Below are 23,774 nucleotides of genomic sequence, written 5' to 3'. Positions count from 1 at the left end.
ATGGCGAACGAAATCATTCTGGAAACCGAATCCCTCAGCAAGCACTGGGGCGGCATTAAGGCACTGGATGACATTTCCCTGCAGTTTCAAGACAAGCATCTGCATGGTGTGGTGGGCCCTAATGGTGCCGGCAAGAGCACATTGCTGAACATGCTGTGCGGAACATTGAAGCCCACAAGTGGCTGCATTTTTCACAAGGGAGATCAGATTGAGGGCATGAAGCCCTGGGAGTTCGTCCACCGAGGCATAGGTCGCAGCTTCCAGAAAACCAATATCTACGTCGACGTTACCTGCTTGGAGAATTGCGCCATCGCCGCCCAACGGCGGTTCACCGGCAGTTTCAACCTGTTTGCATCGCGCCATTCCAACAAGCTGGTTCGAGAAGGCGCGGAAAAAGCGCTTTGTCAGGTGGGCCTTGAGAACCGAGTACACACGGTCGCAGCGGAAATATCCTACGGAGAACAGCGCCAACTGGAGTTGGCAATGGTATTGGCGACTGACCCCTGCATTCTACTTTTGGACGAGCCTATGGCGGGCATGGGTCATGAGGAATCCCAACGCATCATTGAGTTGATGAACCAACTCAAGCAAACCTACAGTATTGTTCTGGTAGAGCACGACATGGACGCCATTTTCGAACTCTCAGATCAGTTGACCGTACTGGATAATGGCACTCACCTGATCACTGGTACGGTGGATGAAGTACGCAATGACACTCGTGTCAAAGAGGCATACTTGGGCAAAGAAAAAGAGGAGGAAGCGGCATGAGAAACAGCCTTCTCGAAGTAAAAAACCTCAATACCCTGTACGGCCGCAGCCACATTCTCCACGACCTGTCCTTCCGTCTTGGAAAAGGGCAGTCGATGAGCCTGATGGGCCGCAACGGCATGGGCAAGACCACCACTCTGAAGTCCATCCTTGGCATCGTGCCGCCACGCAGTGGTCATGTGCATTTTGACGGTGAAGACATCAGCAAACTACCGACCTGGAAGCGTATGCGCCGTGATATCGCGTATGTCCCGGAAGGCAGAGGGATATTCCACAACCTAACAGTCAAGGAACACCTGCAAATGGCCGCCCGCCCCGATAGTAATGGCAAAACCAGCTGGGACTTCGAGCGTGTTATGGACACCTTTCCTCGCCTGCAGGAGCGCCTGTCCAACCTGGGCACGGAACTCTCGGGGGGAGAACAGCAGATGCTGGCGATCGGCCGAGCCCTAGTCACCAACCCACGGCTGATGATCTTGGATGAAGCGACCGAAGGGTTGGCGCCATTAATTCGTGCTGATATCTGGAAGGTTATTGCGACCATTCGGGAGTCCGGCATTTCCACATTGGTAGTGGACAAAAATATCAAGGCCCTAAAAAAGCTGTGTGACTACCATGTGGTGATCGTAAAGGGAAAAATTCACTTTGACGGCAGCTCGAAAGAGCTGGATGAAAACTTGGAAACAGTCGAAACCGCACTCAGTGTCTAAATGTACAAAAAACGGATAGGGATGTTCATTAACCGGATATTTTCCCGATCTTGAAAAATCTATAGTTCTATTTCCGAATAATAAGGAGAAGACGAATGAACTATCGACATTCACTATTAGCGCTCGCCTGCAGCCTCAGCGTGTCCCCAGCCGCTTATTCCCTCGAACTTGGCAAGTTCAACGATACCAAGTTCAGCATCGGTGGCTACCTCAAAGCCGAAGCCCTCTATGAAAAAGTCGAGGATGGAGATTCCCGTATTTTTGGTCGCTCAAACCAGTCTCGGGTTAACCTTAAAACCGTCACCCAGAAAGAAGGCCACACTATTGTCGGCTTTGTGGAAAGCGACTTTTACGGTGGAACTTACCCTGGCGAGAACAACGACTTTCGGCTTCGCCATGCGTTCATCAAGGTTGACCAGACCACAGTTGGGCAAACTTGGACCGGCCAGTTCTGGGCCGTTGCCTATCACGACTACCTGGACTTCCTCGGCGGGCCGCGCGGCACGCTAGGCGGGCTCAACTTCCGCACTAACCTGATTAGCCACGAGGCTGCCGGCTTCCGCTTTACCGCACAGGACCCTGTCAACAACGACGCCGACATGCCTGATCTTGCCGTTAACTACAACCTGAGCCTCGACGGCGGTCACCGTGTCATTCTTACCGTGTCTGGGCGCGAAGTTGAAAACGGCGACTTCGTGGGTGGCGGTGCCATTGGCTCAAAGTTCATGATTGGTCCTCACAGCCTTAATGTGAACGCCCACTACGGTGAGGGGCTTGGCGCCTTCACCGGTGTTGGCGTAAACAACAGCTTGGCGTCACCGGATGTCGAAAACGATGACGCTGTCAGTCAGGCAGGGTTTGACGTTGGCTTCCGGTACGTGATCAACAACAAGTGGCGGGCAAACGTCGCCTATACAAACGTTGAAGTGGATGACGACGCCGATACGAACTACGAGGAACATCGCGTCAACCTGATCCACAACATCACCCAAGATCTAGAAGCCGGGGTAGAGTGGCGAAAGTACAATCTCGCCTTCGGCCCACTATTGCCCGAAGGCCAGCAGATTGAAATCATGGCCAAGTACAAATTCTAATCCCGGTCTATAGAATTGGGTTCCGTGCCACAACCCGCAAAACAGGTGCCCGCCGTCTCGAGGGCCCCTGTTTGTTCCGTGTACAAGATAGCACTAGTCATTTGAAAACGGTAACGCCCATGGCAGAGGAAAGCCGAAACCGGCAGCAGGCAGTTATCCGGTTCGCAGGAAATCAGATTGTATATCCTCAACTACATCTCCGTGGCTTCCAGGCCGCCCACTATCTAGGAGCTTTCATTGGCCCTGGATCTCTCACCCGGTTGTGCCCACAAATACATCTTCAGTTTGCACAGAGAGGGACAAATCAATCAGGTATACTAAGCCCGGTACCCTCCGGGCAATTCCAGCCTGCCCCCATTAAGTGCCGCTCTCTTAGGCGCATCAAAACCATTCAATATAAGCTATAAAGCCCTCGCCCGGCTCAACTAGGAAACAGACAGAACCGTTTCGGCCACCGTCTAGAAGGGAAGCAGGCAGCTGATCACCGAGTGGCTGAATTCAAGACAGCCGATCTCAATCAATGCTCAACAGGGCGCCGAATTGCCGTCACTGGACTCCGCGTCCGGAAAGATTTACCTCCGAAGGCGAAAGGAACTGGTGGATGAGTCTTATAAGAACTCCAAGTCACCTGCTCTCAATAAGCATACGGGACACATGAACAATCGAGTCACCCAGCGCCACCGGGCGAAAAAAGGAAAAGATGCATGACAATAAAAAATTCAGACGCGCAAGCAGGTAATGCGGAGGTAGACGCTCCGTCAACGAGGCTGGATCGCCAATTACTGAGCAACGCCATCACAGGCTTCCTGTTCGGAGTTACCGGGCCGCTAGCGATCCTTCTGACTGTCGGTCAGACGGGAGGGCTTTCCGAGGCTGATCTGGCATCTTGGATATTTGGCTCCTACGGCCTGAGCGGCGTGCTGACTCTGTATTTCTGCTGGCGCTACCGTCAGCCCTTAGCCATGGCATGGACTATCCCCGGCGCCTTGTTGCTACCTGCCGCGTTTAGTCATTTGAGCTTTGCCGAAGTCATAGGAGCCTATTGGGTGACTGGATTGCTTATAGTCGTGCTGGGTTGGAGCGGTGTGATCAGTTGGGTCATGCAGCGGACACCCCTGCCTATCGTCATGGGTATGGTTGCGGGTGTGTTCTTGCCTCTGGGCATCAAGGTGGTTACCGCGTTCACAGACAACGGACTGCTTGCCAGCGTAAGTCTAGCGGCTTTTATCCTGTTTTCGGCGCTGCCCGCACTGGGTCGGCGGCTGCCGGCGGTACTGGCAGCGGTCCTGGCCGGTGGCATCGCCGCTTGGGTGACCGGTGCGATTGCGCCGCTGCCAGACGCAGCTGCCGTGCTGGTCCGGCCAAACCTCTACATGCCGGTATTCTCGCTCACGGCGATGCTGGAGCTGGTCATACCTCTGACCGTGACTGTGCTGGGCATTCAAAACGCTCAAGGCTTCGCGGTATTGCGGCAAGCTGCGCACGCACCACCGATAAAAGCGATTACAGTCGGCTCGGGGTTGGGCACGATGCTGTTCGCGCTGGTCGGTTCCGTGCCCGCCTGCCTCACCGGCCCCACCAATGCGCTGTTGGTTGCAAGCGGCGAGCGGAGGCGGCAATGGATCGGCGGAATTCTCTTTGCCTGTGCAATGATCGCGTTTGGCCTGTTTGCTCCCTTGGCCACCAGCTTCGCACTCGCCCTGCCCGCGAGCCTGATCGCCCTGATTGGTGGTCTGGCCATGATCCGTGTGTTACAGGGAGCTTTTCAAGCGGCCTTTAGTGGAGAATGTCCTTTGGGCGCCCTAGTGGCTTTTGTTGTCTCCACAGCAGGCGTGCCAATTTTCAGCGTCGGCGCGCCTTTTTGGGGGCTTGTGTTCGCCTTTGCCACTTCGTGGTTGCTAGAGCGGGAAAGCCTGCGCCGCGCCGTCGGTACTTAGTACTACAAGTCATAGCTAGTGCCCATCCATAAACAGCTATTTTGGGCGGTCCAGCTTGCTTTCGCAAAACCAGGGTGAGGAGGAGACTTCTGGATGCTCATGATCTATGAATGATAGGCGTCACTGGTCGTGAGTTGATCAATTCCTCCGACATTGCGTTTTCAAAAGGCTAGACCAATGAGACCTTTTCTACCAATGCAAAAGTTTTCAAGGCGGTGGATATTCCTGCACTTCTTCGATGGAATCGAACAGGTATTGGGCCAGCCAATCGTATCTCACCGTTCGGTTGTAACGTTCGATATACGCGTTTTGCTGCGGGTTGCCCGGCTGGATAAACACCAGCGTGATCCCATTCTTTTCAGCCCAAGTGGACAAGAGAGTGCTGATGTATTCCGGACCGTTGTCACAGCGGATCTGAGCGGGTTTCCCCCCGCCACTCGATGATCTGCTCAAGCGCACGAATGACTCGCCCAGAGGGCAGTGACAGATCTACCTCAATACCCAGACCTTCCCGGTTGTAATCGTCGATCACATTGAACAGCCGGTAACTGCGGCCATCCTCCAGTTGGTCGTGCATGAAGTCCATGGACCAACTGCTGTTGATGGCCGTCGGCACCGCCAGGGGTTCCGGTTTCTCACGCACCAACCGCTTGCGTGGCTTGATCCGCAGGTTCAGTTCCAGGTCCCGGTAAATCCGGTAAACCCGTTTGTGATTCCAGGGGTAGCCCTTCACATTGCGCAGATACAGAAAACACAGACCGAAGCCCCAATTGCGCTGGTTATGAGTTAATCGCACCAGTAGGTCCGCAATCTCGGCATTTTCGCTGCTGAGCTTGGCCTGGTAGCGATAACAAGACTCGCTGACGCTGAAGGTAACGCAGGCCAGGCGAATGCTACAACGGGCATCAGCAATCGCTTTGTGCGCCATCTCGCGGCGGAGAGATGGCTTTACAACTTTCCCTCCAGGGCTTCCTTGCGCAGCTCAGACTTGAGGCGCTCTTCGGCGTACATCTTTTTCAGGCGCCGGTTTTCATCTTCGAGCTCTTTCAGGCGCTTCATCATGGACGTGTCCATGCCGCCGAACTTAGCCGGCCATTTATAAAAACTGGCACTGCTCATGCCGTTCTCGCGGCACAGCTCAGGCACCGGCACGCCGTTCTCGGCTTGCTTGAGGATCGACAAAATCTGGCTGTCGGAAAAACGTGACTTCTTCATGCAGAATCTCCTTGCGTTTAGCTTACGGAAAATTCTACTTTTGGGCACCTTGGTTTTTCGGGGGGATTACCGATAGAATGTGAGCGAGCAACCAAACAATGATCACCCGCTCAGCATTCAAACCGTAAACTCCCCTATGCTAGTTACACTGCTAACTGAATCCAACTTCTTTCTCAACTTCGAGATCGAAGAAAAGCTCGATTGACTACCATTCGGATTGGGTACCCGAAAGAACTCCTCGACCACTTGCCCCATCTCATCCTCATCATAATCAAACAGCGCATTCCCAAATCCCTTCGCAGCCGCGGCATCCAATGCAGCCTGATCAACGCCCTCCTCTTTTACCTGCCTGGCCTTTTCCCTTGCCTCAGCCACCGCTTCCTGCAGTGACATTCCCTCCTTGACCACCAAATCCACATAGTAAATCGGCGTTCGATGGGTCTGAGTCGTGCTTTTCCCTCGCAACTTCAATTCCAACGGCATGTACGCAAGCAGAGCACCAGAGACTGCCTGGTAGTAGCTCAGCCTGGCCGCAAGGGTCCGGATGCTGTTGTAGCCGGTCGTTCGGAAGATGAAAGTGCCGAGGTCATCATCGTCACCGACCTTCACGTTCAGGCGACCATAGGGCTTGCACAGGCCACCTTTGCCGAACTCACACAGCGTTGGCCCCGGGCATGGCAAAGACTGCACTCCTGACTGCGTCAGGCGCTTGCATGTGTCGCCATTACCGACACACACGGGTCGTCCGCTTTTACGGTCAAACATGGTGTACTCGGCCCGCAGGTTGAGATCCGCGTCGTTGAACAGCATGCGCACAGGAATGGTCCGCAGCTTGCCGTTTGGCGCATCCTTCCGGAGCTCCTCGTCCATGGGATGTGCCACCCACCCGGCGTCCTTCTCCTGGATTTGGGAGGTGATAGTGAACTGATCGTCTTTTTGAGGTAGCCGGATGCCGTTCTTCTCAACGACCCGACCAATGCTGATACGCCCCAGTACGGGAGGCGTAATGGCTAAACCTTTAATCATGATGTCTCTCCTGAAAAAAGGACCACGGGGCACTCGTCACGCCCGCGTGGCCAATGGGGGTTTTATGCTTGAATGAGAAACCGCCGACTGCCCGGCTTGGTGAGTGGGTATTGATCCAGAAGCCCTGGCCGATCCTTCAGCAGTTGCTTCACGTTGAGCCCAACGGAGTCCTTGCTCCGCTTCCAGCTGACGCTGCCACTGGGGAAGGTTGCCTTTGACGCTTCGCCCATCTGGCTCTCGATGCGCTGTTTCAGGTGGGATTCAGTGGATTTGAGGCTTTCCATTTCCGAACGGATGGCCAGCAACTCATCGAACGCTTCCGACAGCTCCTTGCTTTGGCTGAAGTCCAGTGTCTCGCCTTGGTCCACCGGGTACAGGTGACGCAAGGCGCGTTCGGCGGAATCAGTACCGTCAACGGGTGGCGGCGTATCTGTTTCCACGAAATCCCAGAACTGGCGCTCCAGCACATACAGTGCCTCGATGAGTTCCTCATTCCGTTCAATGCGGTAGATCTTCAACTCCTGACCACACAGCAGCACGCACACATCTGCCGACTGTTTGCCGGTAACAGCCAGCTGATGCTGGACCTGGCACTGAATGTAGTCCGGCACGCCCTCTTTCCAGAGTCGTGCCCCGAATTCCCCGGCTGTTTTGCACTCGAGGATCTGGACGTCTTCATCGGCAACGACTGAGTAATCCAGATTGGCCAGCATCCAGTGCTTTTCCGGATCTGGATGTTGGAGCACGGCATTCACCCGGCGCACCCTGCGGCCCGTTTGCTGGCTGTATTGCTCCGCAACAATCGGTTCCAGGATATGGCCCCAGTAGACGGGGGACTCGGGATCGTCGGAATCCGGTTTGGGCAGGCCCGCATCTCTGCCTGTCTTGACCATCCAGAGCTCCAGTTGGGACTGGTAAGGGTTCATGCCGACGGCTGCAGCGGCATCGCTGCTGCCAATGCCCTGCTTGCGTACCTTCAGCCATTCATCACGGCTCAGCCCCTTGGTGGAGACCAGGCGCAAGGCCGGTCGCTGTTTCTGAATTGTGTTTGCACTCATGCCCATGGTGTTTTCCTCCAGACATAAAAAAGCCCACCAGAGCATCAGGCTCCGGTGGGCTTTATGGCGGTTTAGCGATTTGTAGGATTGGCTCAGGCCACAAGTGACATGGCCTGCTCTAATGCGCGGTTCTTGACGGCGGCACCGGTTCCGAACCAGGCGGAATCAAGCCGGTGGTCAACGGTTTTGGCCCGGCGCTGGTGATCAATGAATTCCGTTACAGCATTCAGCAGGCCGTAGGCCGTGCCTTCTGAGGATGCCAGGCTGGCACCCATGCCCTCGCCTTCATACAACCCCAGAGCCTTCGCCATGGAGCGTTCGTTGGTTTTGCCCACGCCAGCACCGGAATCGTCAGTGAACACCTTGAGGAAGTAGTTTCTGGCTTCGGTGGTTTTCACCTTACGCTCACTCAGGATCTTCAAGCGGTGCATGAAGTCATCCCAGGCGGAGACGGAGATGCCCAGTTGCTTCTTAACCAGGTCCGCATCAAATGCTGTGTTGTGCTTCACCTTCACGGCATTGGCGGCGGAGCCTTTCAGGGCAACCGCGAGGGTGTTGTTGCACACCACGCGGATACTGGTGAACTGAGCAGTCGTGGCCATGGTGCCGTCACAGGCGGTGGCCAGCAGGACATAGGCATTGGTTTGATCGTTGCCTTTGAGCATGCCGGACTGGCCGGTACGGGCGAGTGCCCACATTTTACGGCCACCTTTCAGCACGCCAGCGGTTTCCAGCTCGAAGCCAGACACCTCGGTCAGATCCCGATAGAACTCCAGGATCTCCTCAGGCTGAACCACTTTGAAGCGGTTACCGACGACCGACAGCGGAGCCTTGGTATCCGAGCGGTAAAGCACTTTGGAATCCGGGTAAGAGAGGATTTCACTCAGACTGCCACTGGAATTGGTGACGAAGCGGACAGGGCTTTCCTGAATCTGCCAATCCAAGCCCGCTTGTTTTGCCCAGACCCCCAGGGGCTGATTCGAAGTCAGTTCGTTCCCCAGGCCATGCCAAGGGGTTTGGCCCACGTAGGCCATTTGTTCGATGAGATGAGCCATGGTTGCTCTCCTTTGAAATTTATTAAGAAAATTAACGTCTTTCCGGTGTGAGTTATCTTTTCACCCGAGGGAGACCGATCGCTCCCTTGGGCGTGGGAATTTTCTCCCGTGGGAGTTCGGGGCTTCCCTTGGGCGAATGCGTCATCCCCCACGGGAGCCAGGGTCATCGCCGAAGGAATAGCCGCAGTCTAGGCAGCGGTAGTTATCAAGCACACGATCATCCAGGACATCACCCAGTATCACGCCAGCGGAAGCGCCAGTGGCGCCACCCAGTAGCGCACCGATGACGGCACCGCCGATACCACCCACGGTTGCTCCTGCGGGACCGGCAACAATTCCCAGGGCAGCACCCGCTTGGGCACCGGCCGTGGCAGCCGAATAGCCGCCATAGGTCCCGGCAGACGCGCCAACCACACCAGCAGTTTTCTTGCCGTAGTTGTTTTTGCCAATCCGCCGGGACTGGCAGTTGGGGCATTGTTCAGACATTGGAAATTACCTCTGTGAATTGGGAAGGAAGGCACTGTCAGTGCCCCGGTTCACAGGGGTGATATAGGTCCGAAGATTTTTCGGATAGGCAGTTTCCTTGCTACGAATGCTACGTGTAGCAGTCGTAGCAGGGTTTCAAGCCTTTCAGCACTTTCGCTTATCACTTGCTTTTAGCTATCCAGCCCTCCTGGAATATTCTGGAATATACCTGGAATAACAATGCGTTACCGAACCTGATCGATTTATGCTTTTACTCAGATTGTTGAGGAGGCATTCCATGACCGGTACACCCAAACGAGAAATTAAATTCATTCGGTTAAAGGTGGTGATCAAAAAAACCGGCCTGTCTCGCGCATCAATCTATAACCGGCTCAAGAAGAGCTCCAAGTACTACGACGCAGCTTTTCCGAAGCAAATCCGGATCGGAGGTGGAGCAGTGGCGTGGATAGAGTATGAGATTGAAGATTGGATGGAGCTCCAGATTGAGAAATCAAGATGTGAATGACTCTCAAAAATCGAGGTGATGTCTATGCAACAGAATGAACGATTCCCAAGACGATTAGCAGCGATACCGGGGCAGCAAAGTCTGCTTGAACGTTACAGTGAACTACCAGACCTGACGCGGCTGGGCCTGATCGGAGATGCGGTCGATAAAGCGCTCAAGGAGATACAAGCTCCCCATCCCCTAACGCTTCTTGCATGCCTCATTGCGGCCTCAACCGCGACTCAATCCCTTTACGACGTTGAACGACCGGCGGGAGGCCGAACATCTCTGTCGCTTTATGGACTGTTGATCGCAGACTCTGGCGAAAGGAAATCAAGCTTAATCAATTACTTTTTCAAACCAATTCGTGAGGCGGAGATCGCGGCCGAAAAGAAGCACCAAGAACAGCTACTGCAATGGCTACGGGACATCCAGATTTGGGAGATCCATCGCAAGGAATTGCAGAAAAAACTCAGCAAAGCCATCGAATACGATATTGCCCTGGCAATGAAGGAGGATGACAGCGATGACGAGCCCAAAGACTAAAAAAGCTCAACGTCTATACAGCGAACACGAAAAAAATAAACCACCCAAACCGAAAGGGCGCCAGACCATCTACGACGACACAACCGTGCAGGGGTTACTTCAGGGCATGCATCAGAACACAAAAAACGTTTGCGTCCTGGCCGATGAGGGAACAGGCACCCTCAACCAGTTGGTCACTCCAGGGATGTCGACATTGAACTCTTCTTGGAGCGGAATGCCCATCAAAGTCGAACGAAAAACCTCAGAGTCCTTCACGCTCACGGGGCAACGGATGGCTTTCCTACTCTCAATTCAGCCCGGCCCATTCCAAGAATATCGAGACCGCAAATCCGATCTGGCCAAAGCGGCAGGTTTGTGGGCACGGACTTTGGTGTGCGGACCGCTTTCAACGATCGGGTTCAGACAGATATCCCGTCACGAAAACACTAGGTCAGACTCGACGCAATATTTTGCGCGAATCCGCGAGCTGATCGAAAAATCCTTCGAATCTGAGGAGACTGAATATGAAGAACCTTCTGAAATTAAGTGATCGTGCGGCAGACCACTGTATCGCTGTCGGCAACGAGATTGAGGTCAATATGAGGCCTGGCGGTATCTATGCCAATGCAACGGATCACGCATCCAAGCTCTTGGAAAATATAGTCAGAGTGGCGGGGATATTACACGTTGTGAACAACGAGAGCGGTAATATCAGCTATGACACCTTGGATGCTGCCGTTCATATATGCGTATTTTTCTCAAACGAATATATGATGGTTTTCGATCACACCCCGAATCACGTCGTCAATGCCATGATTCTTAACGATTGGCTGACAAGTAATGTCCGTGGCCGGAATCAGCGATATATCCCAAAGAGGCACACCAGGCAGTACTGTCCTTCAGCAGTGAGGAAACCAGCGCAATTCAGGGACGCGCTAGAATACCTTGAATGTAGCGGATACATTCGAGTTTTCGTAAATGAAAAGAACAGGCATCTAATCGATACGATGCCTCATCTTCCAGCATAGTATGGACGCCTAACTTAACGGCCTGAATTCCCCGGGGTTCAGGCCGGATCATCAGAAAACAAGCGGATTTAATTCTGGTACTTATCCTATTACGTCTGTAGAAGCTATAAAGATATAGAGATATATAAATATATAGATATATAAATATATAGAGATAGAGGGCATATGACATACGTATATGAATCATTAGACACTATCAAGGATCTAGATGCTATAGCAACACTATCAAAAAAGATAGCCAAAGTAGAATCGTTATCACGATCAAGCAAGCGAGAAATAATAAGACTTCTTGGTATCTCAGAAGAGGGATTATCTATTGACGCCCCACTCTATGGAATGAATCCCTATGTAGAGGCCTTCTTCTCAGCAAAAAACACAGTCATATCACCACACGCCATAGACCAAGATGTAGGAAAACTCATTTCAGGGGATCTAGGTGACAACAAACTGCTCAAAGACTTCTGCCAATCATTGCAGAAATATACCTCCACCCCAGAGTTTAAGCGCACTATCAGAATCAACCGAAAATCAGAATTAAAAAGAGAAAATAGCTGTTCCCGATATATTGATGCTCACCTAGAAAATTATGCAAGACTCATCGTTGTGAGAATTGACCTACGTCTTAGAATCGACCCTGACAAGGTCAACTTTTTAAGTGATTTATTTATCGACATGGCAAGATTCTGGCGCCGACTCCGAAGAGATTTGAGAGAATCTGAAAAAATACCCAAGCCGGAAGGCTTTATCGGGAAACTGGAACATGGACATTATCGTGGTTATCATTTCCACGTTATGCTTTTTTTCGACGGGTCCAAGCACCAGAAAGATGTCATCTTAGCCAGAATGATTGGAGAACACTGGAAAAACGAGGTAACGGAGGGTCGAGGAGACTATCATAACTGTAATGCAACGGACCCTGCAAAATACAAATACTATGGAATTGGGCGTGTAGAGCATTGGGATATCGAAAAGATCGAGAATCTGAAATTTGCGGCCTGCTATTTAGCAAAAACAGACTACTCTTTAAATTCTCTAAATATTTCGGCTAATCGGACTTTCTTTCGGGGAACGATACCAAAGAAAAAGGAGAGACGAGGCAGAAAAAGGAAATGCAATCCAGTTTTTTAATGTGGATTCTTATATTTAAATTTGGGCTGTTAAAGTAATTAGTTTCTTATGAACTCGCTTATGTGTTTTGAAAGCGCTCCCCACTTCCTACTTTTAAAAATCTCGACTTCTTTTTCAACCCAAATCCAGAAATCTACAGAACTGTTACCTCTATTATTAAATGCCCTTTCAAATTCCAGAGGTGAACTTTTTAAAGTATAATGCGAACGACTGCGGTCATTTAACTTCGCATCATGATCGACTTCAGCCAACCTGTTCACGATCTCTAGCAACTTGATTTCGCCACCAGAAGAATCTCCAAAAATTCCGTCACGATAGGCAGACCAGCGACCAACCGAAATATCGAAAGCGCTATTTAATTTCTGACCCTTGCTTAAGCGAAGAGTATTTAAAAGCTTTGTCATTATTTCTGCTTTCAAAATTTCATCTCTATCATTTTCTTTTCTATATCCCTTATACTCAAAAGCAACATTATTTAAACATTCCAGCGAACTACTAACCCAATCTTTATCAAGTATTTCTTTTAACTTATTTTTGCTAAAGTAGGAGCCCTCGGTTAAAATCTCAGCCTCGCGATCTGCCACCCACAGGTCTGCCAAAGTAACATCAAAAGACAACTCATCTAATGTCCTCACAACACTTCTAGGCTGCTCTCCCGCCTTAAATACCGAAAAAACATATAGCTGTTCTGATGAGCAGTATCGATTACCTAATGACCGAATATTCAGCGAGTCAGCGCCCCGTCCAGTAATTCCGGGCATTGGGACAGTTATTTCAACCGATGTTTTTTTATCGTCATCATCATCGTAATCGAAATGAACAATAACTTTGTTGTTATTCGCTTCTGCAACATTTTCAGCACAAGATATTTTCGCTTTACCGATTCTCTCAATTTCCTTGAGTGTGGAGTTCTCTATTTTAATCAGAGGGCTGAGCACGTCCAAAGGGGTGTAAGTGCAAGTAATAACCTTATCATGTCGATCAAGGTAAAGAGTCTTCACATAGACTTGGTGTTGCGGAGGACAATAGGTCCAAACTCCCGTCTCGGCCTTAACCAGTGCATCGAAGAAACTACCTTTTTCTTCGTCCCATAATTTCTTGAGATATTCAACGTCAGCCAGATCTTCTTGGCTTTTGCGGTTGAGGGCATCAGCTGTAGAACTCATCATTCAATTACCTATGCCCATATAAAACAGTTTTCGCACATGGGCACCCAGCAAATCCCATGCTTCTCTCGTCTCAGGGCCGTAACTGTGGCGCTGGTACACTCGCTTCACCTTATTTTCTTCAGTATGGTTGAGGCAACGTTCAGCCACCTCGGGTATCACACCCTGCGCGGTCATTATTGTTGCCCCAGTTCGCCGGAGATCATGTGGGGTCCACTTTCCACCTGAAAGAACGAGTGCTTGAGCCTTTGAGCTTCGCCCTTTGCTTGGCTCTTTACCGGTGGGAAGCTGTCGATCACGAATTTGCTTGGTGATTGATTTGGGACAGACTGAGCCAGTATCTGATGAGTTCGGATAACACCATCGAGAATCCCCGGATAGCTTCTCCAGGTCTTTAAACCAAGCCACAGCGAAGCTGGATAAAGCAATTTCGTGCGGCTTACCATTCTTACTGTTTTCCGCAGGGATCTTCCAAGCACCCTGCTTTAAATTCACATCGACCCACTCCGCTTTAATCAGCTCTCCGATTCTGCAACAAGTTGTCAGCATGATCCAGATAGCGATGGATGTGGAAGGCAACATCTGCGCATCGGGGATCTGATTGGCAAGCGCTTTAATTTCCCCGTCATTCAATACTCTGTCGCGCTCAACGTCTTTACCACCAATTTTTGACTTCCGGATACTGGCCGTGGGGTCGTACTCGATCAAATCCCGGTCTACTGCAAAACGAAACATCTGCCTGATGAGGCTCAGCGTCAGCTTTGCCATGCGGGTCACACCGCGATTAAGCTGCGCATCGACGACCTCTGTGACATGGCCCTTTTTGACATCTTCAACCGCAAGCTGACCAATTTTAGGAAGCACATCCTTTTCAAAGAGCCTACGAACCTCTGCTCCGCCATCTTTCCGGTTTTTAAGATCGATGTCCGCCCAATGCTCAAAAAGCTCCGTCACGGTCTTACGGGCGGCCTGGCGTGCTTTTTCTGCCTCTGCAGCCTCTCGCTCAGCCCGTAACCTGGCCATCTCTGCCTCATGGGTGGCCTTACGTGCGTCCTCCTCTGCCTCCTGATACTCCCTCAGATCCCGAATGCCAGCCTGGTATAAGCGGGATAGCTCACCGGCCTTCGTTCGCGCCTCTCGCAGGGTTAGGCCGTCCTTACCAGACTGATCGTAATTACCTACAGGAAGGAAGACCCGTTCACCCTGGGAATTGGTATATCGGAAGTAAAACAGTCTGTCCCCGCTTTTCAGAATGCGGGCCATGAAACGCCCACATCCCCTCGGAGCATCCTCAGTCAACCAGATCGACTTCCCTGGCTTTGAGTTCATTTGTTTGTCTGTAATCGTTCCCATTACCACCCACTCAATGAAGACCGGATTCTCGTCACCGTTTGGTCACCGTTTCTCGATCGCTTAAACTGGATGGTATTGGATTCCGTTGGAAAACACAAAATGGAAAAATCAATTAAATCAGTGGGAAAGAGTTTTAGGCTAGATTGGGTTAGACTCTGTTGGATGGCTATAAACCTTTATGGGGTGCAAGGGGTCGTAGGTTCAAATCCTACCGTCCCGACCAGATTCCGACAAAAAAGCCCGGGCCGAAAGGTCCGGGCTTTTTGTTATAGGCACTTACTCGGCAAACGAACCCGTAAATTCAATTTTGCCGCGCGCGAGACGCAACCTGCCCTTTCGCTCAAGCTCTTTGAGCAGCCTGCTTACCACCTCTCTCGCTGTGCCTAGCTCAATGGCAAGCTCCTGGTGGGTGATGGTGATTGCACGTTGCCCGGCTCTTGCCTCAAGCCAGTGAAGAAGTCGTTCGTCCATTCGCCTGAACGCAACCTCCTCCACCAGCAGCATCAGATCATTCAGGCGGCGACCGTAAGACTCCATTATGCCCAGCCGGAAATCGGCGGACTGGTCCATGAGCCGATCGAACAACCCCCTGGGCACCATCAACACTTTGGCATCCTCCTCAACCACGGCCTCTGCGCGAAAGCCGTCACCGGTCATCAGGCACCCGATCGAGAGCGTGCAAATGTCATCCGCGCCCATCCTGTACAGGACGATGCTATTCCCCGACAGCCCTGTCATCTGAACCTTTACACTGCCATGGAGCACCAGTGGAAGGCCCTGACACGGATCTCCCGCTCTAAAGAGCACCTTTCCATGCTCAAATTGAATCGCCTGCAGTCCGTTCAGAGCGTCCCGCCGAAGGGATTCCGGCAATGTTTCAAGAATGCTGTGTTGCAACGTCAGTTTTTCCATAGTTAACGAGACTAGCTTATCCAGTGCTTTTCCTTGTGTGACTTTATCACTGAACAGCCCGGGAGCAGGCGTTAGAGTGGCCTTACTGCCTCAAATCAACCAAGGAGAATGGATCATGAGCATTAATATGGGACCTGCGGACCGTATCATTCGGGCCATTGTTGGCATCGTACTTCTGGCGCTCGTATTTGTGGGCCCACAAACCGCCTGGGGCTGGATTGGCATCGTTCCTCTGGCCACTGCCGCAGTGGGCAACTGCCCCGCCTATTCAATTCTGGGCATCAAGACCTGCAAGAAGCAATAAACCTGCAGGCATAAAAAAACCGGGGCAACGTCGCTGCCCCGGCTTTTCTTATGACTTTCGGAAGCCCTATTTGACCGGCGCGTTCAGCACCTCAAGTACTTCCTCAAGCTCCGTAATCATCTGGCGAATCAGCTGCTTATACTGGGAAGTATCGTCCTTTACCTCGTGACTGCTCAGCTTCTGCTTGGCACCACCGATGGTATAGCCCTGATCATAAAGCAGACTGCGAATCTGGCGGATCGTGATAACGTCTGCGCGCTGATAATAGCGCCGGTTACCCCGACGCTTTACGGGCGAAAGCTGCGGAAACTCCTGCTCCCAATACCGCAGGACGTGCGCCTTTACCGCGCATAGTTCCGCCACCTCACCGATGGTGAAGTAACGCTTCCCGGGAATCGTGGGAAGTTCGTTGTTATGACTGGGTTCCAGCATACGCTTCTACTTTTTGCTTTAGTTTTTGTCCCGGGCGAAACGTAACAACTCGCCGTGCACTGATCGGAATCTCTTCGCCGGTCTTCGGGTTCCGTCCCGGCCGCTGCTTCTTGTCCCGCAGATCGAAGTTACCGAAACCCGAAAGCTTCACCTGCTCGTTGTGGCTGAGAGCGCCTCTGATCTCGTCGAAAAAAGCTTCTACCATTTCCTTGGCTTCGCGCTTGTTAAGGCCCAATTCCTCGTACAACCGCTCTGCCATTTCCGCTTTCGTCAAAGCCGCCATTTCTCAACTCCTCAGTGTTGCCCCCAGCTCTTCTTTCAATGCGTCGATCACACCGTTGAAGAGCGAATGCACTTCATCCTCGTTCAATGTACGTTCGGGGTGCTGCCAGAACAGGCTCAAAGCCAGGCTCCGGTTACCTTCGCCCAAGCTCTCACCTTCATAGACATCGAACGCACGCAACGCTGTCAGCTGCTCACCGGCATGCTTTCTCGCTACACGCTCCACATCGGCGAACGCTACCTCGCTCCCGATAATAATAGCCAAATCCCGACGAACTTCCGGGAATTTCGAAATTTCTTTGAAATTAGGCACATATCCGGTAACGATTGAATTCAAGAATAGCTCAAACATCAGGATCGTGCCATTAAGTTCAAGATTTTTCTGAACTTGTGGATGCAGAGTCCCCAGCCAGCCCACATGCTCGCCGTCACGCATGAGCTCTGCGGTCTGTCCCGGATGCAGCGCAGGATGCTGGCTGCCAACAAAACGTATCTCGATACCCAGCAAACGGAACAGACTTTCCAAATCCCCTTTTACATCAAAGAAATCCGCTGTTCTGCGACCGTTCGCCCAATTTTCAGGAAACTGATTGCCTACCACGACGCCGGCAAGCATCGGTTGCTGATCAATCCGCTCGCCTTCCTGAAGGAACCGCAGGCCGGTTTCGAACAGCCGGATACGCGGCTGCTGACGATTCTGGTTGTAGGCGACGGTCTTCAGCAGCCCACTCCAGAGGCTGGTGCGCATCACCGACAGATCCGAGGAAATCGGATTAGCCAGGGCAATGCCCTGACGGTCGGGATCAACCAACTGCTGGACTTTCGGATCAACAAAGCTGTAGGTCACCGCTTCCTGGTAGCCGTGATCCACAAAGAAGTTTCGAATGGCCGAGACTGGCCGAACCGCTTCCTCCTCCGGGCGAAGACCGAGTGACCCGTTGGGCTCGGTGACGGGCAGATTGTTGTAGCCATAGATCCGCCCCACTTCCTCGATCAGGTCTTCTTCAATGGAGATGTCCGGGCGGAAGCTGGGCACACTGACCCGCCAACCGTTTTTCAGGAGCTTCTCGACCCGCAGACCAAGTCGGGTCAGGATTTCCTCAACCGTTGTCCGGTCGATTTCCATACCCAGAACATCGTTTAGCCGGCCGGCACGCAGGTCGACAACCCGATCCCTGGGCATGTCTTCATCGCTGGCAACCTCGACAATCTCGCCAGGCTCACCGCCCACGATATCCATCAGCAAGCTTGTGGCCCGCTCCATGGCGTCGCGTGCCAACTTGTAGTCAACGCCGCGCTCGAACCGGTGCGAAGCGTCAGTGTGCAGGCCATAGTGACGAGCCTTGCCCGCGAGGGTAATCGGATCAAAGTAGGCAGACTCCAGTACCAGATCCCGGGTTTTCGGGCTGACACCGGAATGCTCGCCGCCCATGACACCGGCAATAGCGATTGGCTTTTCGTGATCCGCAATCACCAGCGTGCCCTGGGTGAGCTCAACTTCCTGGCCATCCAGCAGAACAAGCTTTTCACCGATGCGCGCCATTCGAACGACGATCCCGCCGTGGATTTCATCACGGTCAAAGGCGTGCATCGGCTGGCCAAGTTCCAGCATGACGTAGTTGGTGACGTCCACGGCGGCATCAATGGAACGGATACCGGAGCGACGTAGTTTTTCCTGCATCCACAATGGCGATTCCGCCTGCAGGTTCACGTTTCGGAGAATACGGCCGAGATATCTCGGGCATCCTGCCGGCGCTTCCACCCGGATATCAGGGACTTCAGAGTGCACAGACTCCACCGGCTCAATTGCGGGGCTGTTGAACAACATGCTGTTCAGAACACCCACTTCCCGGGCGATGCCTTTGATAGACAAACAGTCGGCGCGATTCGGAGTCAGGTCTACATCAATAGTGACGTCGTTCAGCTTCAGATAATCCGCCACGTCCTTACCCACCGGAGCGTCCGCAGGAAGCTCCATCAGGCCATCGTGGTTCTCAGAAAGCCCGAGCTCGGACTCTGAGCAAAGCATTCCTTCGGAAGGCTGACCGCGAAGCTTGGCCTTTTTGATCTTGAAATCGCCCGGCAGGACAGCGCCAACCACTGCAAAAGGTACTTTCATGCCCTCGCGGACATTCGGGGCACCGCAGACCACCTGAACCTCTGAGGAACCATCACTTACCTGGCATACCCGGAGCTTGTCTGCGTCCGGATGGGGCTGCACCGACTGGACTTCGCCAACGATCACGCCACTGAATTGACCGGCCACCGGTTCGAAACCGTCCACTTCCAGCCCCGCCATGGTGATCTGATCCATCAATTCCTGGGTATCGATTTGCGGATTAACCCACTCGCGCAGCCACTGTTCACTGAATTTCATGGTTATTGCCTTGTCCTGATGCGGTTATGCCTGTTTGGTTGGATGCCTTGATCTTGCCTGTTAACGGAACTGTCGCAGGAAGCGCAGGTCGTTCTCAAAGAACATGCGCAGATCGTTAACGCCATAACGAAGCATGGCCAGGCGCTCTACACCAAGACCGAATGCAAAGCCACGGTATTCCTCAGCATCGATTCCGCAGTATTCAAATACTTTCGGGTGCACCATTCCGCAACCCATAACCTCAAGCCACTTGATGCTGCCATCGGCTTCCCGTCCCCATTCGATGTCCACTTCCGCGGAGGGTTCGGTGAAAGGGAAATACGATGGCCGGAAACGGACCTGAAGGTCCCGCTCGAAAAACACCCGCAGGAATTCCTCAACAGTGCTTTTAAGGTCCGCAAAGCTGACGTTTTTCTCGACCAGAAGCCCTTCCACCTGATGGAACATGGGGGTGTGAGTCATATCCGAATCACAGCGGTACACGCGTCCAGGGCAGATCATTCGGAATGGCGGCTTGCCGGCTTCCATGGTACGAATCTGTACGGGTGAGGTGTGGGTTCTCAACAGCGTGCCCGGGTTGAAATAAAACGTGTCGTGCATGGCGCGGGCGGGATGGTGGCCCGGAATATTCAGGGCTTCGAAGTTGTGGTAGTCATCTTCGATCTCGGGCCCCTGTTCCACGGTGTAGCCGGCGCGCGCAAAGAAATGTTCGATTCGCTGCAGGGTGCGGGTGACCGGGTGCAAACCGCCCAGGTCCTGGCCTCGGCCCGGCAGGGTCACATCAATGGATTCGCTGGCAAGCTTCTGTTCGATGGCGGCACGTTCCAGATCGTTTCGGCGAGCATTGATGGCCTGCTCTACCTGCCCTTTGGCTTCATTGATCTTCTGGCCGGCGGCAGGGCGCTCCTCAGCAGAAAGCTTGCCCAGTGTTTTCGCCTGCTGGGTAATAACACCCTTCTTGCCAAGATATTCAACACGAATTTGATCGAGTGCCTGCAGGCTGTCAGCGCTCTCAACAGCCGACAAACCGTCCTGAACCAGTTGCTCCAGGTTTTCCATTGACCCTGCTCCAAACCAGAAATGGAAGTGCTTAAAACGTAACTTCAAAAACAAAAATAGGGGAAGAGCGTGCCCTTCCCCTATCAGGAGGCGCCATCATGAAATCATGGGGCGCCCATATCGATCAGCAATCGATGAAAGAGCTAAGCGATCACAGGGATGCTTTGGCCTTCTCAACAACAGCGGCAAACGCCTGCTGCTCGTTCATGGCCAGATCGGCCAGAACCTTACGATCGATTTCAACGTTAGCCTTTTTCAGACCAGCGATCAGACGGCTGTAAGACAGACCGTTAGCGCGGGCACCAGCATTGATACGGGCAATCCACAGAGCGCGGAAAGCGCGCTTGCGGTTACGACGGTCGCGGTAAGCGTACTGACCGGCCTTGATAACCGCTTGCTTGGCTACACGGAATACCCGGCTACGAGCGCCGTAGTAACCTTTGGCCTGATTGAGAATCTTTTTGTGACGACGGCGTGCGACCACACCACGTTTTACACGAGCCATACTTTTATCCTTCTACCTTTACTTTCTAAGGAATGATTCTCGCGGCTGGATCAGCACGCGGTCATACGCTTGATAGATGCAACATCTGACTTGGCGATGAGCTTGGTGCCGCGCAGCTGACGCTTACGCTTCGGGCTCTTCTTGGTCAGGATGTGACTGGTGAAGGACTGCTTGTGCTTGAAGCCGGTGGCGGTCTTCTTGAACCGCTTGGTGGCTCCGCTTTTGGTTTTCATCTTAGGCATTTTTTAAAACTCCGCATTCTATTTTTAAATAAACAATAATGTGTCCCTGAACGACAAATCCCCCGCATGCGCGGGGGACAAGCACCCGATCAGGTTCACTTCTTCTTGCGGGGCGCCACTACCATGGTCATCTGCCGGCCTTCCATCTTCGGCCGCATCTCTACCTGGGCAAGCTCTTCAATATCCGTTTCAATACGCTGCATGAGCTGCATACCAATTTCCTGGTGTGCCATCTCACGGCCACGGAAACGGATCGTGATTTTGCCGCGGTCCCCGTTTTCAAGGAAACGTATCAGGTTGCGTAGTTTGACCTGATAATCCCCTTCTTCAGTTCCGGGACGGAACTTAAGCTCTTTGACCTGCGTCTGCTTCTGTTTCTTCTTGGCAGCCGCCTTCGCTTTCTTCTCTTCGAAGATCTTCTTGCCGTAGTCCATTATCTTACAGACGATCGGATCGGAATCCGTAACCTGTACCAGATCAAGGGTGGCCTCTTCGGCCTGCTTCAGTGCGTCCTCAATTGGCACAATTCCGACCTGGTTGCCTTCGGCATCGATCAGGCGGACTTCAGTTGCGTCAATATTCTCATTGATAGGCGCTTTAGGAGTACGCCCACCCCGATTCGTTCGCTGTTTAATAATCAGATCTCCGTCTTGGTTCTGCCTTTGCGTTCAACATCTTTCTGCAAAAGTTGCTCAAACGCTTCAAGCGATAGTGTTCCCAAATCTTCGCCTTTGCGGGTTCTCACCGCAACGGCGTTGTTCTCGACTTCTTTGTCGCCGACAACGACAAGGTAGGGAACCTTGTTAAGAGTATGCTCGCGGATTTTAAAGCCGATCTTCTCGTTTCTCAAGTCAGCATTAACCCTATACCCCAAAGAATCCCACTTTTTCGCCAGATTCTGACAATAATCACGCTGATTATCGGTAATATTGAGAATCGCCACTTGAGTCGGCGCGAGCCAGGTCGGGAAAGCGCCTTCGTATTCCTCGATCAGAATACCAATGAAACGCTCGAAGGAACCCAATACAGCCCGGTGAAGCATAACCGGGGTCTTCCGCTCTGAGTTGTCGGCAACATACTGCGCCCCCAGACGACCTGGCATCGAAAAGTCCACCTGAATAGTGCCACACTGCCACACCCGTCCGATACAGTCTTTCAAAGAGAACTCGATTTTCGGGCCATAGAAGGCGCCTTCACCCGGAAGCAATTCCCAGTCTACTCCTTCACGGTTGAGTGCTTCTTCCAGAGCAGCTTCTGCCTTATCCCAGACTTCGTCAGAGCCAACCCGCTTTTCCGGGCGGGTTGAAAGCTTGTACAGGATTTCAGTGAACCCAAAGTCTGTATAGATCTCGTGGAGCATTTCGATAAATGACGACACTTCCTGCTGGATAGCGTCCTCTTCGCAGAAGATGTGGGCGTCATCCTGGGTAAACCCGCGAACCCGCATCAACCCGTGCAGCGCTCCGGAAGCCTCGTTGCGGTGACAGGAGCCGAATTCCGCCAGTCTCAGCGGCAGATCCTTGTAGCTTTTCAGCCCCTGGTTGAACACCTGCACGTGGCACGGACAGTTCATGGGCTTGATGGCGTAGTCGTGTTTTTCCGACTCGGTGGTGAACATGTCGTCCTTGAACTTGTCCCAGTGCCCTGATTTCTCCCACAGGTTCCGCGACACCACCTGTGGCGTCTTGATTTCCTTGTAGCCATGCTCCTGCTGCTTGCGGCGCATGTATTGTTCAATTTCCTGATACAGGGACCAGCCATCCGGGTGCCAGAACACCATACCCGGCGCTTCTTCCTGCATATGGAACAGGCCCAGTTTCTTGCCAACCTTACGATGGTCGCGTTTCTCGGCCTCTTCGAGGCGATGCAGATAGGCCTTGAGATCCTTTTTGTTGCCCCAGGCGGTGCCGTAGACACGCTGCAGCTGCTCATTGCTCGTGTCGCCACGCCAGTAGGCGCCGGCAACTTTGGTCAGCTTGAAGGCCTTGAGCTTGCCGGTGCTCGGAACGTGGGGACCACGGCACAGGTCGATGAAGTCGCCCTGACTGTAGAAAGACAGGTCTTCTTCACCGGGAATATCCTGAATGATACGGACCTTGTATTCCTCGCCCATATCTTCAAAAAGCTTGATTGCCTCATCACGGGACATGATAGACCGGGAAACCGGCAAGTCCTGCTTGGAGAGCTCTTCCATGCGCTTCTCGATCCGCGCCAGATCCTCGTTGGTAAACGGGCGGTCGTACTTGAAGTCGTAGTAGAAGCCATTATCGATCACCGGGCCAATGGTAACCTGGGCACCGGGAAACAGTTCCTGGACAGCCATAGCCATCAGGTGAGCCGTGGAATGGCGAATGACATCAACGCCCTCTTCATCACGCTCCGTAACGATCGCCAGTTCGGCATCGTTCTCGATTCGATAACTGGTGTCCACAAGCTGACCATCCACCTTCCCGGCGAGGGCGGCCTTGGCAAGACCGGCGCCAATGTCGGCGGCAACATCATGGACGGTTACGGGTTCGGCAAAACTGCGGTGGCTGCCATCGGGCAGTGTTACGACGGGCATGAAAGACTCCTGTTGGTTACTCAGCGGTGATCTATACCAGAGACCACATGGTGACGGCACGGCGC

At 52.7% G+C, this 23,774-nt stretch carries 25 protein-coding genes and 1 pseudogene; 10 read left to right on the top strand and 16 right to left on the bottom strand.

The genetic code is table 11. The features are described from left to right. The 4 genes from HP15_RS05475 to HP15_RS05460 all read left to right on the top strand — a co-directional run bounded on the left by HP15_RS05475 (position 1) and on the right by HP15_RS05460 (position 4,509). Positions 1–768, top strand: a complete 768-nt coding sequence (locus HP15_RS05475; protein WP_014576563.1) for an ABC transporter ATP-binding protein — start codon at positions 1–3, stop codon at positions 766–768. Beyond that, positions 765–1,478, top strand: a complete 714-nt coding sequence (locus tag HP15_RS05470; protein ID WP_014576562.1) for an ABC transporter ATP-binding protein — start codon at positions 765–767, stop codon at positions 1,476–1,478. The genes HP15_RS05475 and HP15_RS05470 overlap by 4 nt, the downstream gene beginning before the upstream one ends. A 95-nt stretch (positions 1,479–1,573) precedes the next feature. After that, the gene (locus tag HP15_RS05465) at positions 1,574–2,572 is read left to right on the top strand and encodes a hypothetical protein (protein WP_041645112.1); all 999 of its coding nucleotides are present in this window, start codon (positions 1,574–1,576) and stop codon (positions 2,570–2,572) included. 704 nt (positions 2,573–3,276) lie between these two features. Then, positions 3,277–4,509 (top strand): benzoate/H(+) symporter BenE family transporter, encoded by a 1,233-nt coding sequence (locus HP15_RS05460; RefSeq protein ID WP_014576560.1) that lies wholly within the window; start codon positions 3,277–3,279, stop codon positions 4,507–4,509. A gap of 219 nt (positions 4,510–4,728) precedes the next feature. Here HP15_RS05460 and HP15_RS05455 read toward each other — a convergent pair. The 5 genes and pseudogenes from HP15_RS05455 to HP15_RS05430 form a co-directional block, all read right to left on the bottom strand. Next, positions 4,729–5,724: pseudogene (locus HP15_RS05455) on the bottom strand (IS3 family transposase); the annotation flags it as partial. Between the two features lie 117 nt (positions 5,725–5,841). Next, positions 5,842–6,750, bottom strand: coding sequence for a recombination directionality factor (locus HP15_RS05445; protein WP_014576557.1), 909 nt, complete (start codon positions 6,748–6,750; stop codon positions 5,842–5,844). A 62-nt stretch (positions 6,751–6,812) separates the two neighbouring features. Next, complete coding sequence (locus tag HP15_RS05440) at positions 6,813–7,814, bottom strand: YqaJ viral recombinase family nuclease (protein ID WP_169702136.1); 1,002 nt, start codon at positions 7,812–7,814, stop codon at positions 6,813–6,815. A gap of 86 nt (positions 7,815–7,900) precedes the next feature. Continuing rightward, on the bottom strand, positions 7,901–8,863 hold the full coding sequence (locus HP15_RS05435; protein WP_014576555.1) for a DUF932 domain-containing protein: 963 nt from the start codon (positions 8,861–8,863) through the stop codon (positions 7,901–7,903). Between the two features lie 141 nt (positions 8,864–9,004). Further along, positions 9,005–9,349, bottom strand: coding sequence for a hypothetical protein (locus tag HP15_RS05430; RefSeq protein ID WP_014576554.1), 345 nt, complete (start codon positions 9,347–9,349; stop codon positions 9,005–9,007). Between the two features lie 277 nt (positions 9,350–9,626). Between HP15_RS05430 and HP15_RS05425 the strand changes: the two genes are divergently transcribed. The 5 genes from HP15_RS05425 to HP15_RS21645 all read left to right on the top strand — a co-directional run bounded on the left by HP15_RS05425 (position 9,627) and on the right by HP15_RS21645 (position 12,514). Continuing rightward, positions 9,627–9,854, top strand: coding sequence for a helix-turn-helix transcriptional regulator (locus HP15_RS05425; RefSeq protein WP_014576553.1), 228 nt, complete (start codon positions 9,627–9,629; stop codon positions 9,852–9,854). A 24-nt stretch (positions 9,855–9,878) separates the two neighbouring features. Continuing rightward, complete coding sequence (locus HP15_RS22830) at positions 9,879–10,379, top strand: DUF3987 domain-containing protein (protein WP_041645111.1); 501 nt, start codon at positions 9,879–9,881, stop codon at positions 10,377–10,379. Then, on the top strand, positions 10,360–10,908 hold the full coding sequence (locus tag HP15_RS22825) for a DUF3987 domain-containing protein (protein ID WP_041645109.1): 549 nt from the start codon (positions 10,360–10,362) through the stop codon (positions 10,906–10,908). Before HP15_RS22830 ends, HP15_RS22825 begins: the two co-directional genes overlap by 20 nt. Continuing rightward, positions 10,883–11,386, top strand: coding sequence for a DUF3987 domain-containing protein (locus HP15_RS22820; RefSeq protein ID WP_041645108.1), 504 nt, complete (start codon positions 10,883–10,885; stop codon positions 11,384–11,386). The genes HP15_RS22825 and HP15_RS22820 overlap by 26 nt, the downstream gene beginning before the upstream one ends. A 165-nt stretch (positions 11,387–11,551) precedes the next feature. Next, entirely contained in the window at positions 11,552–12,514 is a 963-nt protein-coding gene (locus HP15_RS21645) for a YagK/YfjJ domain-containing protein (protein WP_014576549.1), read from the top strand. Positions 12,515–12,552: 38 nt separating this feature from the next. Here HP15_RS21645 and HP15_RS05400 read toward each other — a convergent pair whose 3' ends face one another. The 3 genes from HP15_RS05400 to HP15_RS05390 form a co-directional block, all read right to left on the bottom strand. After that, a complete protein-coding gene (locus HP15_RS05400) occupies positions 12,553–13,683 on the bottom strand; it encodes a hypothetical protein (protein WP_014576548.1) in 1,131 nt (376 codons plus the stop codon). Further along, a complete protein-coding gene (locus tag HP15_RS05395; RefSeq protein WP_014576547.1) occupies positions 13,684–15,033 on the bottom strand; it encodes a tyrosine-type recombinase/integrase in 1,350 nt (449 codons plus the stop codon). Positions 15,034–15,309: 276 nt separating this feature from the next. Continuing rightward, positions 15,310–15,930, bottom strand: coding sequence for a Crp/Fnr family transcriptional regulator (locus HP15_RS05390; protein WP_227499707.1), 621 nt, complete (start codon positions 15,928–15,930; stop codon positions 15,310–15,312). Between the two features lie 130 nt (positions 15,931–16,060). On the opposite strand from HP15_RS05390, the gene HP15_RS05385 reads away from it, so the two are divergent. After that, positions 16,061–16,249: a YgaP family membrane protein gene (locus tag HP15_RS05385; protein ID WP_041645105.1), complete on the top strand. Its 189-nt coding sequence runs from the start codon at positions 16,061–16,063 to the stop codon at positions 16,247–16,249. 66 nt (positions 16,250–16,315) lie between these two features. Here the strand turns inward: HP15_RS05385 and HP15_RS05380 are convergent, their stop codons facing one another. The 8 genes from HP15_RS05380 to thrS all read right to left on the bottom strand — a co-directional run bounded on the left by HP15_RS05380 (position 16,316) and on the right by thrS (position 23,709). Continuing rightward, the gene (locus tag HP15_RS05380; protein ID WP_008170477.1) at positions 16,316–16,681 is read right to left on the bottom strand and encodes a MerR family transcriptional regulator; all 366 of its coding nucleotides are present in this window, start codon (positions 16,679–16,681) and stop codon (positions 16,316–16,318) included. Continuing rightward, positions 16,662–16,964, bottom strand: coding sequence for an integration host factor subunit alpha (gene ihfA, locus HP15_RS05375; protein ID WP_007151838.1), 303 nt, complete (start codon positions 16,962–16,964; stop codon positions 16,662–16,664). The genes HP15_RS05380 and ihfA overlap by 20 nt, the downstream gene beginning before the upstream one ends. Positions 16,965–16,967: 3 nt before the next feature. After that, entirely contained in the window at positions 16,968–19,340 is a 2,373-nt protein-coding gene (gene pheT, locus HP15_RS05370) for a phenylalanine--tRNA ligase subunit beta (RefSeq protein ID WP_014576544.1), read from the bottom strand. Positions 19,341–19,400: 60 nt separating this feature from the next. After that, a complete protein-coding gene (gene pheS, locus HP15_RS05365; RefSeq protein ID WP_014576543.1) occupies positions 19,401–20,399 on the bottom strand; it encodes a phenylalanine--tRNA ligase subunit alpha in 999 nt (332 codons plus the stop codon). 151 nt (positions 20,400–20,550) lie between these two features. Continuing rightward, entirely contained in the window at positions 20,551–20,904 is a 354-nt protein-coding gene (gene rplT, locus HP15_RS05360) for a 50S ribosomal protein L20 (RefSeq protein WP_008170485.1), read from the bottom strand. A 50-nt stretch (positions 20,905–20,954) separates the two neighbouring features. Beyond that, positions 20,955–21,146: a 50S ribosomal protein L35 gene (rpmI, locus tag HP15_RS05355; RefSeq protein WP_007151842.1), complete on the bottom strand. Its 192-nt coding sequence runs from the start codon at positions 21,144–21,146 to the stop codon at positions 20,955–20,957. Between the two features lie 95 nt (positions 21,147–21,241). Further along, entirely contained in the window at positions 21,242–21,787 is a 546-nt protein-coding gene (gene infC / locus HP15_RS05350) for a translation initiation factor IF-3 (RefSeq protein WP_081449820.1), read from the bottom strand. Then, positions 21,784–23,709, bottom strand: coding sequence for a threonine--tRNA ligase (gene thrS / locus HP15_RS05345; protein ID WP_014576540.1), 1,926 nt, complete (start codon positions 23,707–23,709; stop codon positions 21,784–21,786). Before thrS ends, infC begins: the two co-directional genes overlap by 4 nt. Positions 23,710–23,774: the final 65 nt, after the last annotated feature.

The organism is Marinobacter adhaerens HP15, assembly GCF_000166295.1.
Lineage (GTDB): Bacteria > Pseudomonadota > Gammaproteobacteria > Pseudomonadales > Oleiphilaceae > Marinobacter > Marinobacter adhaerens.
This window is presented reverse-complemented; position numbering and strand designations above follow the sequence as displayed.

Bases quoted from the DNA above. Each gene is read 5' to 3' on its own strand.
- HP15_RS05475 (WP_014576563.1), top strand. From the start codon at position 1: ATGGCGAACGAAATCATTCTGGAAACCGAATCCCTCAGCAAGCACTGG.
- HP15_RS05470 (WP_014576562.1), top strand. From the start codon at position 765: ATGAGAAACAGCCTTCTCGAAGTAAAAAACCTCAATACCCTGTACGGC.
- HP15_RS05465 (WP_041645112.1), top strand. From the start codon at position 1,574: ATGAACTATCGACATTCACTATTAGCGCTCGCCTGCAGCCTCAGCGTG.
- HP15_RS05460 (WP_014576560.1), top strand. From the start codon at position 3,277: ATGACAATAAAAAATTCAGACGCGCAAGCAGGTAATGCGGAGGTAGAC.
- HP15_RS05445 (WP_014576557.1), bottom strand. From the start codon at position 6,750: ATGATTAAAGGTTTAGCCATTACGCCTCCCGTACTGGGGCGTATCAGC.
- HP15_RS05440 (WP_169702136.1), bottom strand. From the start codon at position 7,814: ATGGGCATGAGTGCAAACACAATTCAGAAACAGCGACCGGCCTTGCGC.
- HP15_RS05435 (WP_014576555.1), bottom strand. From the start codon at position 8,863: ATGGCTCATCTCATCGAACAAATGGCCTACGTGGGCCAAACCCCTTGG.
- HP15_RS05430 (WP_014576554.1), bottom strand. From the start codon at position 9,349: ATGTCTGAACAATGCCCCAACTGCCAGTCCCGGCGGATTGGCAAAAAC.
- HP15_RS05425 (WP_014576553.1), top strand. From the start codon at position 9,627: ATGACCGGTACACCCAAACGAGAAATTAAATTCATTCGGTTAAAGGTG.
- HP15_RS22830 (WP_041645111.1), top strand. From the start codon at position 9,879: ATGCAACAGAATGAACGATTCCCAAGACGATTAGCAGCGATACCGGGG.
- HP15_RS22825 (WP_041645109.1), top strand. From the start codon at position 10,360: ATGACGAGCCCAAAGACTAAAAAAGCTCAACGTCTATACAGCGAACAC.
- HP15_RS22820 (WP_041645108.1), top strand. From the start codon at position 10,883: ATGAAGAACCTTCTGAAATTAAGTGATCGTGCGGCAGACCACTGTATC.
- HP15_RS21645 (WP_014576549.1), top strand. From the start codon at position 11,552: ATGACATACGTATATGAATCATTAGACACTATCAAGGATCTAGATGCT.
- HP15_RS05400 (WP_014576548.1), bottom strand. From the start codon at position 13,683: ATGATGAGTTCTACAGCTGATGCCCTCAACCGCAAAAGCCAAGAAGAT.
- HP15_RS05395 (WP_014576547.1), bottom strand. From the start codon at position 15,033: ATGGGAACGATTACAGACAAACAAATGAACTCAAAGCCAGGGAAGTCG.
- HP15_RS05385 (WP_041645105.1), top strand. From the start codon at position 16,061: ATGAGCATTAATATGGGACCTGCGGACCGTATCATTCGGGCCATTGTT.
- HP15_RS05380 (WP_008170477.1), bottom strand. From the start codon at position 16,681: ATGCTGGAACCCAGTCATAACAACGAACTTCCCACGATTCCCGGGAAG.
- ihfA (WP_007151838.1), bottom strand. From the start codon at position 16,964: ATGGCGGCTTTGACGAAAGCGGAAATGGCAGAGCGGTTGTACGAGGAA.
- pheT (WP_014576544.1), bottom strand. From the start codon at position 19,340: ATGAAATTCAGTGAACAGTGGCTGCGCGAGTGGGTTAATCCGCAAATC.
- pheS (WP_014576543.1), bottom strand. From the start codon at position 20,399: ATGGAAAACCTGGAGCAACTGGTTCAGGACGGTTTGTCGGCTGTTGAG.
- rplT (WP_008170485.1), bottom strand. From the start codon at position 20,904: ATGGCTCGTGTAAAACGTGGTGTGGTCGCACGCCGTCGTCACAAAAAG.
- rpmI (WP_007151842.1), bottom strand. From the start codon at position 21,146: ATGCCTAAGATGAAAACCAAAAGCGGAGCCACCAAGCGGTTCAAGAAG.
- thrS (WP_014576540.1), bottom strand. From the start codon at position 23,709: ATGCCCGTCGTAACACTGCCCGATGGCAGCCACCGCAGTTTTGCCGAA.